General features: G+C 73.9%; 10 protein-coding genes. 3 read left to right on the top strand and 7 right to left on the bottom strand.

Annotation, left to right across the window (positions count from 1 at the left end; all coding sequences use genetic code 11):
• Positions 1 to 457: 457 nt before the first annotated feature.
• A complete protein-coding gene (gene malQ / locus EAT49_RS00445; protein WP_123640264.1) occupies positions 458 to 2,602 on the bottom strand; it encodes a 4-alpha-glucanotransferase in 2,145 nt (714 codons plus the stop codon).
• A gap of 273 nt (positions 2,603 to 2,875) precedes the next feature.
• On the opposite strand from malQ, the gene EAT49_RS00440 reads away from it, so the two are divergent.
• From EAT49_RS00440 to EAT49_RS00430, 3 genes are read left to right on the top strand one after another with little or no spacing between them, the layout of a single operon-like run.
• Complete coding sequence (locus tag EAT49_RS00440) at positions 2,876 to 3,862, top strand: 3-oxoacyl-ACP synthase III family protein (protein WP_123640263.1); 987 nt, start codon at positions 2,876 to 2,878, stop codon at positions 3,860 to 3,862.
• Positions 3,853 to 4,617: an MBL fold metallo-hydrolase gene (locus tag EAT49_RS00435; protein WP_123640262.1), complete on the top strand. Its 765-nt coding sequence runs from the start codon at positions 3,853 to 3,855 to the stop codon at positions 4,615 to 4,617. The genes EAT49_RS00440 and EAT49_RS00435 overlap by 10 nt, the downstream gene beginning before the upstream one ends.
• A complete protein-coding gene (locus tag EAT49_RS00430; RefSeq protein WP_123640261.1) occupies positions 4,614 to 5,792 on the top strand; it encodes a CoF synthetase in 1,179 nt (392 codons plus the stop codon). The genes EAT49_RS00435 and EAT49_RS00430 overlap by 4 nt, the downstream gene beginning before the upstream one ends.
• Here the strand turns inward: EAT49_RS00430 and EAT49_RS00425 are convergent.
• The 6 genes from EAT49_RS00425 to EAT49_RS00400 are packed head-to-tail and all read right to left on the bottom strand — an operon-like array spanning position 5,776 to position 12,841.
• The gene (locus EAT49_RS00425) at positions 5,776 to 7,011 is read right to left on the bottom strand and encodes a glycosyltransferase (RefSeq protein ID WP_123640260.1); all 1,236 of its coding nucleotides are present in this window, start codon (positions 7,009 to 7,011) and stop codon (positions 5,776 to 5,778) included. The two genes, EAT49_RS00430 and EAT49_RS00425, sit on opposite strands and share 17 nt — an antisense overlap.
• On the bottom strand, positions 7,008 to 7,553 hold the full coding sequence (locus EAT49_RS00420) for a hypothetical protein (protein ID WP_123640259.1): 546 nt from the start codon (positions 7,551 to 7,553) through the stop codon (positions 7,008 to 7,010). The genes EAT49_RS00425 and EAT49_RS00420 overlap by 4 nt, the downstream gene beginning before the upstream one ends.
• Positions 7,550 to 8,650 carry a glycosyltransferase family 2 protein gene (locus EAT49_RS00415; RefSeq protein ID WP_185020595.1) on the bottom strand — a complete coding sequence of 367 codons (1,101 nt, stop codon included), beginning with the start codon at positions 8,648 to 8,650 and terminating at the stop codon, positions 7,550 to 7,552. The genes EAT49_RS00420 and EAT49_RS00415 overlap by 4 nt, the downstream gene beginning before the upstream one ends.
• 17 nt (positions 8,651 to 8,667) lie before the next feature.
• Positions 8,668 to 9,642, bottom strand: a complete 975-nt coding sequence (locus EAT49_RS00410; RefSeq protein ID WP_185020594.1) for an NAD-dependent epimerase/dehydratase family protein — start codon at positions 9,640 to 9,642, stop codon at positions 8,668 to 8,670.
• A 57-nt stretch (positions 9,643 to 9,699) separates the two neighbouring features.
• Positions 9,700 to 10,983, bottom strand: coding sequence for a sodium:solute symporter family transporter (locus EAT49_RS00405; RefSeq protein WP_123640257.1), 1,284 nt, complete (start codon positions 10,981 to 10,983; stop codon positions 9,700 to 9,702).
• A gap of 1 nt (position 10,984) precedes the next feature.
• The gene (locus EAT49_RS00400) at positions 10,985 to 12,841 is read right to left on the bottom strand and encodes a serine aminopeptidase domain-containing protein (protein ID WP_123640256.1); all 1,857 of its coding nucleotides are present in this window, start codon (positions 12,839 to 12,841) and stop codon (positions 10,985 to 10,987) included.
• Positions 12,842 to 12,950 lie beyond the last annotated feature (109 nt).

Genomic DNA, 12,950 nt, shown 5'->3' with positions numbered 1-12,950 from the left:
ATTGTCGGTGGGTCCGCGCGGCGGCGGACCCCTCCGGCCGCTCTCAGCCGCCCTGCGGTGCGGAAGAGCGCGGCGGGGCCCAGGGAGGTTTGCCCGGAGGATCGACTAGGAGGAGGTTCATCTGACGCGTCCCGAGAGGTCCGCCCGCGGCGCGGTCCCGTCGCGCCCTGCGGCGGTCACGGGGCCCGGCGCCCGGGCTTGCGAGAGGTGGCGATCGGCCCGTCTCTTTCAATCCGCGCCCGCGGATTTCTTTTTTTCGCGCGGCATCTTGCGCCAGGTCCCGCCGGACAGGTCGGGCGTTCGCGGGGCACCGGTCCTCACGTCGCCGGACCTTCGCCGCTGTCGAGCGACCGGACCCGGCCCGCGCAGCGAGGCCGGGCGGGGCACCGCGCGCCGGGAACCTGACGCCGTCGCGGCCGGCAGGGCCCGGATCCGGCCACGCGGAGCGGCGGGCGCGTCAGGCCGGATCCGGAGAATCCCTCGTGGCCTCCGCCGCACCGGCGCGGGCAGCCTTCAGCGCCTCGATCCGCGCGAGGGCGCCGGCGTCCTCCGCGAGGCTCTCGAGCGGCAGCCGGTAACGCAGACGCCAGTTCGGATGCGCCTCGACGGTCCCGGGCAGGTTCACCTGCTCCGCTTGGTCGAGCAGATCCTCGAGCTGCGCCACCGCGAGGCCCGACCTGGCCAGCCCCAGGAACCCGTGCGCGGCCGCGGCGATGCGCGGGCCGAACGGCTCCGAGGGCAGGATCTCCCCGGCGTCCAGCAGTCCTGCGTCCTCCAGCGCCGCGACGAACGCCGCGTGTTCCTCTTCCCGCTGCGCGCGCTGCCGCCCCTCTTCGTCCTTCGAGGCATAGAGTCCATGCCGGGCCTTGAGATCGATGTCGCGCGATTCCCACCAGCCGCGGAGCGTCGCGAGGTCGTGGCTGCCCAGCATGGCCAGCGCGGCGCGGGGATAGTCCCCGGGCGGCACGAAGGCTCCCTTCTCGTCCCGCTCGAACATTGCGATCCGGTAGGACAGCACCCGGGCTTCCGCCATCCGCTCGCGAAAGCCCTCGGGCACGGTGCCGAGGTCCTCTCCCACGATCAGGCAGGGCCGCTCGTGGCTTTCGAGAGCCAGAACCGCGAGCAGTTCCTCCATGGGATAGGTCACATAGGCGCCCTTGGTCGGGGGGTGTCCCTCCGGAATGAGGTAGAGATGCTGCAGGGCCATCACATGGTCGATCCGGAGTCCCCCGGCATGTCGCATGTTGGCGCGCACGAGGTCGGCATAGCTCGCATGGGCCTCCTGCCGCAGCGCGTTGGGGTCGAAGGGCGGCAGGACCCAGTTCTGCCCCGCGGGATTGAGCATGTCGGGCGGCGCGCCGATCTGCAGCCCCGACAGAACCGCCTCGGGGTTCGACCAGCTCTCGGCCCCGGCCGCGTCGGCCCCGACGGCCAGGTCGCGGTAGAGGCCGACCGCCATGCCACGCCGCTCCGTTTCGGCCGCGGCCCGTGCCAGCTGGCCCTCGGCGATCCACTGCATCCAGGCGTGGAACTCGATCCGCCCGGCGTGATCCGCGGCAAACCGCGCGATCTCGTCCGAGCGGCAGTCCCGGAACGGCGCGGGCCAGGTCCGCCAGTCCGCCCGGGCCGGGGTCTGTGCGGCGAAATGCGCGCGGAGGGCGGAGAACCGGCAGAACCGTTCCAGCGCCTGCCCCCTCTCGCGTCGGAAGGCGGCGAAATCCTCCTGCTCGCGCGCGGACGCGCCGTCGCGGAACGCCCGGTGAAGCGCCTCCAGAACCGGCACCTTGAGTGCGGCCACACCGGAATAGTCCACCAGATCCGCCGCGCGGCAGGCCTCGAGCCTGCGCCGGAACTCCGGATCCTCGACCTGTGCGCGCACGGCGGGATCGGTCCCGAAGCGGGGCACGGCGCCGACATCGATGTAGAGCACGTTGAGAAACAGGCGGCTGGCCGGAGAATAGGGGCTCGCATGGTCGGGATCGTCGAGGAACCCGGCGTTGAGAGGGTTCAGCCCGATCATGTCGGCCCCCCAATCTGCGGCGATTTCCACGAACCGCGCCAGATCGGTGAAATCGCCGATGCCCCAGTTCCGGGCCGATCTCAGAAGATAGAGCTGCACGGAGACGCCCCAGATCTTCCCGTCCTCCGCGAGCGCCGGCGGGGTCCAACAGGCGTCCGGCGCCACCATCAGGACGGTCTCGGCGGGGTCGCGCCCCTCCATGTCGAGGCGCAGGCGGTAACGGCCGAGGGCCTCCGGCACATCGAGGGCGACGCTCTCACCGTCCGGCGCAGTCCTGCGGGTCACCTCCGTCTCTCCGTCGAGGAGCGTCCACGTCCGGCCCCGGCGCGCGCCGTCCGCAGGAAGATCGAGGCGCCCGCCCGGACAGGTCGTCACGATCACCGGCGGCAGGGGTCTTTGCGCCGCCTCCGCGTCGAGCCTCGCCAGCGTCCTTCGAGCTTCGCGCTCGTCGGCTGCCGGAAAGCCCAGTTCCCGGGCGAGACTGCGGGCCACATCCGGGTCGGTGGGGCGGCTGGCACCGAGGGCGTCCTCGAAGCCCGGTTCGATGCCGATCCTCTCCATGAGCCGCTCGAGCGCGCTCATGGAATCTTCCGGATCGTGCAGTCCGTGATAGTGTGCAAGCCCCGCCCCCTGTCTTCCGGTCCTGATCGACAACAGACCCGCTGCCGCTCTTGTTCCTCGCGGGGGACCTGGGCGCGATACCTCCGGCCTGCGGCGGGTGTGTCCCCGTCCAGGACAGGGCCGGCAGGCCCGCCATCGGAACGCGGAGACCTCAGGCGCCGCTTTACAGCGTGGCGCGCCGGGCCTTATCTCTGTGCGTCAGGCCGCGGGGTCGGTCGCGGCGGAGGGCGCGCCATGGCCACAGCATCGATCCTCGGTACGGGCCGCGCCGCAAGCCTCGCCCCGGTCGCCAGCGCCACGCTCGACCGCTACCATGACCTCCCTCCCGGGCATGTCGCGGAGGCGACCGGCGTCCACCTGCGGCCCCGCGCCATCGGCCGGGACCAGGTGGAGCTTGCGGCCGAGGCGGGGCGGGCGGCGCTGGCCGACGCGGGGCTGGAGGCGGGGAGGCTCGACGCGATCCTGCACGCCGCCGCCGTGCCCTATCAGACGATCCCCGCGACGGCGCCCCTGGTGCAGCTCGCCCTGGGACTGGGCGACGGGGCGGTCGCCGCCTACGACGTCGGCGCGACCTGCCTGGGTTTCCTCGCCGCGCTTCAGCACGCGGCGGCGATGGTGGAGACGGGCCGGTGGAGCCACGTCCTCGTCGTGGCCTCCGAGAAGGTGAGCGACAACCTCGACTGGCGCGACCCGGCGACGGCGGGGCTCTTCGGGGACGGCGCGGGGGCCGCCGTGGTGGGCTCCGGCGCGGGCGGGCTGAGGCTCGGACCGATCGCGCTCAGCACCCACCCCTCGGGTTACGAGGCCGCCGGGCTGCCCGCCGGCGGCACCCGCCTCGGGGCTTTGGCCCCGCCCCACGCGCTGCACTTCGCCATGGACGGTCCTGCGCTCTTTGCCCTGACCCGCCGCCGGTTCGGCGCCTTCGTTTCCCGGACGCTGGAGCAGGCGGGCCTGACCATGGAGGAGATCGACCTCGTCCTTCCGCATCAGGCCAGCCCCGCCGCCCTGCGCCTGATGGTCCGCGCCCTGAAGGTTCCCGAGGACCGGCTGGTGGACCTCTCCGCCACCCACGGCAACCAGGTCGCGGCCTCGCTGCCCGTGACGCTGGACCACGCGCGGCGCGAAGGCCGCATCGCGCCCGGCGCCAGGGTGCTGATGCTGGGGACCGCCGCCGGGGTCACCTTCGGAGCGGGAATTCTCGAGGCGGCGCCATGCGGCTGAGCTTTCATGTCCATGCCCGCATTCCGGTGCCCGAGCGGCTGGTGCTGGCCGGTGGACGCGGCCGCGTCGATCTCGCGGTGCGCTTCGGCGTTCTGGAGCGGCCCGGCCGGGCGCCGGTCCTGATCGACGCGGGCTGGCCGGACCGCGCGCCCCGGGAGAGCGCGGCGCTGAGGATCTACCGCGCGCTCCTGAGGCCCCGGATCGACGAAGGCCGCGCGCCCCTTGCGGTTCTGGATGGCCGGGCGCCCGCCGCCGTCATCCTGTCGCACCTCCATGCGGATCACGTCGGCGCGGTCCGGGGCCTCTCCGGCGTTCCCGTCCATGGGCCCGCCCGCGCCCTTGCCCATGCGCGGCACCACCCCTGGCGCGCGCTCAGGCACGGGCTGATGGCGGAACTCCTGCCGGACGCCGTGGAGGACCTGGAGGGAAACCAGCCCCTGCCCTTCGGGCTGGGGCGGGGACGGGATGTGCTGGGGGACGGCTCGGTCCTGTCGCTGCCGCTTCCGGGCCATGCCGAGGGGCATTCGGGCCTGCTGTTCCCGGCCTTCGATCCGCCCGTCCTTTATGCCGCCGACGTGCAATGGGTCTGGCCCGCCATCGCCGAGGATCGCCCGCCGCGGGGACCCGCGCGGGCGATCTATGCCGATGCGCGCGCCGCGATGGAGAGCCTCGCCCGGGTCAGGGCCTTCGCCGCCGCGGGGGGGCGCGTGGTCCTGTGCCACGATCCCGCGCCCGTGCCGGACTTCACCGCGTGACCCTGCGCGGGGCGGCCATTGCCCTCGGTGCCTGCGCCGCGACCCTGACGCGCGCCGCCCTCTTCAGCGACCGTGCGCGGCTCGAGGCCTGGCAGGCGCGGCGGATGCGGCGCTGGCTGAGGCAGACCGCGGGGGTGGAGGGGCTTCAGGACCTGCCCATCATGGATCGCGCGGCCCTGATGGCGGGCTTTGCCGCGCATAACCGCCTGGGTCTGACGGCGGAAGCAGCGACCGCCATGGCCGAGGGCCGCGCCGCGCCGCCGCCCGGTCACCATGTCGGGCTGAGCACGGGCACCACCTCGGGCGTCCGGATGCCCTACCTGATCTCCGAGGCCGAACGGTTCATCTGGCTCGGCACGATCCTCGCCAAGACGCTGGGCCTCGAGGCGCTGCGCCGCCCCCGCGTGGCGGTGGCCCTGCCCCGGGGCTCGGCGCTCTACGATGCCGCGGGCGACGGGCGCGCCCTGCCCCTGTGCTTCGTCTCGCTGGGCGCAGGGTTCTCCGCGACCCTGCCCGCGCTCGAGGGCTTCGCTCCCGATGTCCTCGTGGCGCCGCCCCGTTACCTCGGCTGGCTGGCGGGGCGCCGCGCGCGCCTCTCCCCCCGCCGGATCTATGCCGCCGCAGAGGTGCTGGACCCGCCCGAGCGCGCGGCGATCCGGGCCGGATTTCCCGCCGCCCGGCTGGGCGAGATCTACATGGCCACCGAGGGGCTCTTCGCGGTCAGCTGCGGTCACGGGACGCTGCACCTGGCCGAGGATCGCGTGCATGTCGAGCTTACCGAGGCGGGCGACGGCACCCTCGAGCCCGTCGTCACCGATTTCACCCGGCGCGCTCAGGTGATGGCGCGCTACCGGACCGGCGATCTCGTGCGGCTCGTGTCCTGTCCCTGCGGTTCTCCGCTGAGGGCCGTGGTCGTGGCGGGGCGTGTCGCCGACCGGATCGGCGGGATCGCGCCCGACGTCCTGCGCGACGCGGTGCTGGGCGCGGGCGCGCGCGACTTCCGGCTGGCACAGGTCGGGGACGAGACCCCGGTGCTGACGCTCCCCCCGGGCAGCGAGACCGCGGGCCCGCGCGTCGCCCTCGAGACCCTGCTGGGGCGCGCCGTCACCTTGCAGGTCGCCCGCCTCGCCCCGCCCGAGACCACCAAGCTGAGACGCGTCATGCGGAGCCCGTGACGCGTGCCAGCGCGGCGAGAAAGCGCTCCTCCGGGCGATAGCGCGCCGCCGCCTCGGCGAACCTGGGCAAGGCGGGCCACTCCTCCCCCATCAGCCGGTCGAGGGACCGCGCCGCGCCCGCCAGGCTGCGCGCCCTGAGGCCGAGCCCGTGCCAGGCGATGCGGGCGGCCATGTCGGCCTGGTCGAAATCATGGGGGACAACAAGGCTCGGAAGGCCCGCGGCGATGGCGGAAAGGGCGATGCCCGAGCCGCCGTGGTGGATCACCGCGTCGAAGCGCGGCAGGTCGCGCCGGTAGCACAGGCGCGGGACGGTGATCAGGTTCGGCGGTCCCGTCCGGGCCTCCGCACCGCCCGCCATCCGCCCCTCGGACGCGACGATCAGCCAGCGGGGCCTGTCCCGGGCGAGCCGCTCGAGCCCCCCGCGCCACGCCGCCCGCGCCCAATGCAGGTGCGTGCCGAGGGTGGCGAAGACCGCCCGCCGCGCATCGGGCAGATCGGGGGGCGGATCGAAGCTCGGCGCCGAGGCGAGGGGCCCGATCATCTCGAAGGCGGCGGGCCAGTCCCGCGGAAACTCGAGCTCGGTCATCCCGAAGCCGAGGATCGCCTGCGGCGAATAGATCGTCTCGCTCCCGTCCGGCCTGAAGGGCCGCGCCAGTTCGGGCGGCAGGCGGGCGCGCATCAGAGCAAAGACCGCCTCGCGCGCGGCATCCTGCGCCATCCGCCCGAGACCGTCCCGCACCCGCCCGGGCCAGCCCCGGGGCGGGTTCCAGCCCCCCATGAAGGCGGGTGTGCCCCCCGAGGTATGGAGCGACAGGGGCGAGGCGACGGTGGTGATCCAGGGAACGCCGGTGCGCGCCGCCGCAGGCCCCGCCATCAGCGCCACGCTGTCGGCGACCAGCACATCGGCCCGCCACACCTCGAGTTCCGCGCAGAGGTCCGCGGTCAGGGCGGGCAGGAGGTCGAAGTTGGCCCGCAGCTGGGCGAGCGCGGCCCCTGGCCGGCCCGAGATGCGCCCGAACCCCTCGGCGATTTGCTCGAGAGCACCATCGGGCAGCGAGGGCGGCGCCACGGCCTCGATCCCCCGGGCCTGGAGTAAGGACAGCCGTGCATGCCCGGTCAGCACCCGCACCCCGTGGCCCGCGTCCTGCGCTGCCCGGATCAGCGGCACCAGCCGGTCGAGATGCCCGGCAAAGGGCGGCGCCGCGACGAGCACCCTCACGGGCGCCAGTCCCCGAGGACGCGGGCGACGGCGTCGCGCGTTGCCGGGCAGGCCCAGTAGCTCATGTGGCCGCAGGGGACGACGATGTCCGGCCTCTCCCGGTGGAACGCCCGCGCCAGCGCGTCCCGGCGGCCCACGACGGTGACGATCCGCACCCCCGCCCAGGCCGGCCGCCTCCGGACCGGACCAAGGGCGATCACGAGATCGCAAAGGCCCGGCACCCAGCCGCAAACGAGAAGGTCGAGCCCGCAGCTTCCCGTCACGATCGCAAGCGGGTCGCCCTTCAGCCGGGCCAGCCGCGCCGAGACCTCCGCCCGCGCTGCGCCGCTGCGCGCCGCCCGCCATTGCGCCGCGTTGCGCAATGCGGCGAGCGGCAGGGGAACGGGCCGCTCCGGCGCGCCCCCGGTCCAGGGATAGCCGTCCCCGACCGCAATCATCCCCGGCGGGACGACGGCCTCGAGAAAGGCCTCCTGCACGGGCGGAAGGCCCGTCCGCGCCGGATCGGACCGTCCCGTCAGAAGGGCGATCCGCGGCGCGGTCATTCGTAACGGATCCCGTCGGGGTCAAGCCGCATGCGGCGCGTGCGCCAGCGGATGCGGCTCGGGCGCCAGAGGGCAAGCCCCGACAGCAGCGGCAAGGCCAGCTCCGCTGCGACGACGGCCCAGAGCGGGGCCGTTCCCGCCCCGCCGATCCCCCGCACCAGCCTCCGGTGCAGCGCCGCCCGCCCGGCGAGGAGGAGCAGCCAGAGCCCCGCGGCGAGAGGCCCCGAGACGAGCGCGAGGATCAGCCCCGCCAGCGGCAGGACGGCCGGCAGCAGCACCAGCAACGCCATGGCCGCGTCGAGATTGGCCCCGACATACCTGTGCGCGAAGATCGTCCAGCGTCGCAGCAGCCTCACGGCCTGACGCGGTCCCGCCACGGTGACCGCGACGCGGGCGGGAACGGCGGTCTGCAGAAGGGGCAGCCCGGCGCTCTCGAAAAGACGCGCGATGGCCCAGTCATCGGTCACGGCATGCCCCATGGCGGCAAAGCCCCCGGCCCGGCGCAAGGCCCGCGCATCCGCCGCATAGGCCATCCCGTTGATCGTCCGGGTCCGGCCAAGGCGCGCCATGGCGAGATACGCCGAGGCGCCCTGCCCGTCCACGAAACCCGCGACCAGCGCCTCCGAGGCGGTCCGGGGCGCCCTGCCCCAGGTCGGCAGCGCCGTCGCGAGCCCGCCGGTCGTCTTCGCCGCGGCGGCAAGCCGCTCGAGCCCGCCCGGCGGCATCACGGTGTCGTCGTCAAGCACGGCGACGACCTCGCCCGTCGCATGGGCCTCGCCCCGGACCAGCTTCAGCGTCTTGGGGTTCTCTCCGTCCCGAGGCGGCCGCCCCTCGACGACCCGCACGGCGCTCCGCCCCTTGGCGAGGCGGGTCGCCACCGCGACGCCCTCCGCGTCGTCGCTATCGACCAGCCAGACGAACCGCGCCCCGTGCGCCTGGTCCGGCCCGACGGCGAGCGTTTCCGCCAGCGCCGGGTCCCCCGACAGGATCGGTTGCAGGACGGTGACCGAGGGAGCGCCGCCGCCCTCTCCGGGCCGGTGCCGCCATGCCAGCCCCAGCCGCAGCGCCTGGAGGACGGCATAGAGCGCGCCCAGCACGGCAAGGGCGGCGGCGGTCAGGGGTCCTCTCCCACCCGCCCCATCGCGGGATCGTCGAGCCGGGCGCCCGCCTGCCACCAGCGCGCGAACCGCGCCACGGCGACGGCGCTCGGGATGTCGGGCGGCCCGAGGAGCGCGCGGGCGCGGCTGTCGTCGAAGGTCTTCGTTTCGGTGAACACCGCGACACCGAACCGCGTCAGCGGCGGCTCCCACCAGCCCGTCCGCCGTGACAGCGCCTCGAGGCCTGCCGCACTGCGCATGGCGCCGGCCACCCCCACCCGGACCGAGGGACCGGGCAGGCCCACGCGGTCCAGCGCTTCGGTGACGAAGGCCTCGATGCCGACCGGCGCGGGATCGACGAGGTGGAGGATGCCCTCCGCCCCTGTCTCGACCGCACGCGCGACCTGCCGCACGAGGCTGTCGATCGAGACGAGATGCCCCCGTGCGGGCGTTTCCCTCCGGAAGCGCGGCAGGAGCCGCAGCCGGGCCGCGCGGGCGATGCGCGGGAACAGGACCGTATCGCCGACGCCATAGACGGCGCGGGGGCGCAGGATGGTCCAGGGCCCGGGGTGGGCGCGGGTCAGCGCCTCGGCCGCGCGCTTGGTGCGGGCGTAGTCGTTGACGGGGGGGCTGTCCGGCGCGGGCCCCTCCGCGAGGTCCTCCTGGTCGCCGGGCGCGTAGAGCACCGAGGAGGAGGAGATCAGCACGAACCGCGCGCCGCACCGCGCCGCAAGCGCAAGCGCGTGGCGCGTGCCCTCGACATTGGCCGCCTCGAAGGCCGCGGGGCGCCCCCAGGGCGACGAAAGCGCCGCGGCATGGATCACCGCGTCGACGCGCGGGGTCTCCGTCAGTGGCCGGGAGAGATCATGGACGATGGCCCGGTCCGCCGCCTCCGCGCGGGGCGGACGGCGGGAGAGCCCGGTCACGAGGTGCCCGCGGGCGCGCAGATGGCGCCCCACCGCGCCGCCGACGAACCCGCTCGTGCCTGTCACCAATATGTCCATGACCGCAGTAATGGGCAGGCCGCGGGAAAACGGAAGGACGTATCGTCAGGCGCGCCGGCGCAGCGCCGCGTAGAGCCCCGCCGCCAGCAGGAACCCCGCGAGCGCGGCGAGATCGAGCGCCAGCGCGCCAAGGGCAAGCGTGGCTGCGACGCCGAGGCCCATGGACAGCATCGCCGCCCGCGGCGCCCGGTCGCCCAGCACCAGCGCGCCCAGCACGGCCGGCAGGAACACGACGAGCGTGTTGAAGGCCGCGATCACCCCCGTCAGCGCGTCGCCGATCCCGAGCGCGACAAGCGTCAGCACGGCAAAGACACCGGCCACCGCCAGCCGGATGCGCCCCATGCCCCAGCGCGTGCGGGACAGGCCCGTCATCAGCGGCATCACGAAGGTGTCGATGGAGGACATCACCGCCATCATCACCACGAGGTCCGCAAGCACCGGCAGGCCGGGCGGCATCAGCGCCCGGAACGCCCCCAGCGCCTCGGCCATGCCGCTTGCCCCTCCGTTTGCCGCGACTTGCCCCAGTCGGGCCAGGAGAAGATAGACCGGTGTGCAGATCGCGGCCCCGAGCAGATAGGCCCGGCGGGCGGTCCCGGCGCTCGTCGCCGTGGCGATACGCTGCCAGTTGTCGACGGCGAGCACCGCGGAGAACGGCAGGAACAGCGCCGCCGCGATCAGGAACGGCAGGCCCCGGGGCCCGAGGTCGAAGAACGCGGGCCCCGCCACCCCCGGCGGCGTGTCCGCGAACAGCCCGAGCGCAGCAAGCGCCATGCCCGCCAGGATGATGAGCGCCTGCGCGAGGTCGGTCTCCAGCGCCACGCGGTAGCCACCGATGGCGGTGTAGAGTCCCACGGCCAGCCCCGCGATGGCGAGCGCGATGCCTGGGGCAAGGCCCAGAGACAGCTCGAGGATCAGCCCCAGCGCCATCAGCTGCACGATACTCCGGAGCGCGAAGGCCACCGCCACCGGTGCCCAGATCGGCAGCGAGGACCCGAGGCCATGGGCGGCGGCGAGGTAATCCACCAGCCCATAGGTCCCGGTCGCCCGCGACGCGGCATGGATGCGCCCCGCCAGCGCGGCACAGAGCAGCAGACCCGCCGCGTAGCTGAGGGCGACCGTGTAGCCGAGGACGGGGCTTTCGGCGGTGAAGAGAAACAGCGCAACGAACGTGCCGATGCCGATGTTGCCGCAGATCACCCCGGCCAGGGTCAGCGCCATGGAGGTCCGGCGCGCGGTGGCAAGAAAATCCGCCTGCCCGATCCCGCGCGCCCGCATGAGCGCATAGGCCGCCGGCGCGCCGAGCCCGAGAAGGACGACGAGCGGCTCCATCCTAGTGCGGCAGCGAGCGGTGCGGCGGTGCCGCGCGGTCCTCGCCCATCAGCCAGCCGAGCGGCCCCGACAGCACCCGGTGGATCAGTTCCGGGCGGCTCGAGACGTCCATCTTGGCGAAGGCCTGCTTGAGGTGGCTGCGGACCGTCGCCTCGCTGATGCCGAGGGCGCCGGCGATGGCCTCGGTCGAGAGCCCGTCCGCCAGATGCACGGACACCATGGCCTCCTGACCGGTCAGGCCGTAGGCGAGCGCAAGGAGGCTCCCCCGGTGCTGGCGGTCCGCGCTGCGGCTGTCGGGCGCGCGCAGGACCATCAGGTGACCCGGCGGCTCCGCCCCGAGACCCGCGCCGAAAAGGCTCGGGGGTTGCAGCAGCACCCCCACCAGACGGCCCTCGTGCAGGATCGGGACATCGTCCCCGGCTCTCTGGCTTTCCGGTGCGCCCTGAGGCCGGGTCGCCAGCAGCCGCGCGACGTCCCGCTGCAGGCTGGTGGCGCCACCTGGCCGACCGAAGAGACGCCCCACTGCCTCGGCGAAGGCGGTGTTCCAGTCGCGCAGCGCGAAGCCCGCGTCGAGCACCGCCACGCCGACGGCCATCCGGTCGATCAGGTCGTGGTAGAGACGCCCCATGGAGGCCGCCTGCCGCATGTCCTCCCGCAGCTCGAAGGCACGCTGCCAATGGGGCTGGATGGTCTGCATGAGATCGTCCATCCCCTCGGGGTCGGCCTCGCTGGTCAGAAGCAGGCGGTAGATCAGCTCGACCCAGCGCTCGTCGTCGTCGAGCGCGGCATAGCAGAGCTCGATCAGCTCGTGCAGGCTCGCCGTCCCCTCCGCCGTCACGCCGAGCCGGGCCAGCGCCGTGTCATAGGGAACCTGCGGGTCCGCTTGCGGCGCGGTCGCGACCGTCGCCGCTCCGCCGTCGAGCCAGTCCACGATAGCAGGGACGACCGGCAGACGCGGGGCGTCGATCAGGATGTTGGCCCTGACCCCGTCGATCGACCGCACCGCGACATCCGTCACCCCGCGGTCTCGCCACCAGCCCTGCAGCCGACCGAGAAGCCGTCCGCCCCGCGTCTGCGGCTCCTCCGGCCCGGTCAGGATCAGGACCCGCAGGTCGGGCGCCAGCTCGCCGGGGCCTGTTCCGGTCCAGATCGCATCCATCCCCGTCAGCATGGCGATCCAGTAGCCCAGCGTCGGCGTAGGAAAGCCGCGCGGGTCCTGCAGCACCCGCGCCACCGTCGCGGGATCGGCGCTGATCGTGTCGTGGTTCCGGCTGCCTGCGGGAAGGTGGGCGCGCAGAAACCCGTAGAGATGGTGCATGATCTGCGGATCGGGGCGGTCGAGCGGATGGGTCATCCGGCGGAACCGCAGGAAGGCCATCACGATCGTGCGCAGCCCCGGCTGCGGCGGGATCGGCGCGGCCATCACCAGATGCGCGGCCAGCGACGGGTCCCGGCGCAGCAGCTCCACCATCAGGTGCCCGGACATCGCGCCGCCGATCAGCACCCGCCGCTCGCGCGGGACGTCCCGGAACGCCACCCGCGCCATCGCCGCCATGTCCTCCAGCCAGGCCTGCCAGCCCGTGTCCGGATCGAGATGCGCCAGCGGCTGACGCTGGGTGACCGAACCGCCATGCCCGCGCAGATCGCCCGCAAGGCAGGCCACTCCCCGGCATGCCAGCGCCTCGGCCGCGCCGGTCAGATGTCCCGAATGAACCGTCGGTCCGTGGCCGATCAGGGCGGCGAAGCGCGCCCGCGCGCCGTCCGGACGCACCTCGCGCACCAGAAGCGGCGCGCCGTCCGCGGAAGAGATCGTCGACACCGACGTGACCGGCGCCCGCGGCGCCCGTCCGGTGCTCATCCGGAGGGAACCCGCTGCATTGCGGGATCGGGGCGAAGCGCTGCGACGGGCATCCTGCTGCGGGTCCTGACCTCGTCCGCCAATGACGCGGCGGCATGTGACCCTTAGT

Source organism: Histidinibacterium lentulum, assembly GCF_003789055.1.
Taxonomy (GTDB): Bacteria; Pseudomonadota; Alphaproteobacteria; order Rhodobacterales; family Rhodobacteraceae; genus Oceanicola; species Oceanicola lentulus.
The sequence above is the reverse complement of the archived record's forward strand: the minus strand, read 5'-3'. Positions and strand labels throughout refer to the sequence as shown.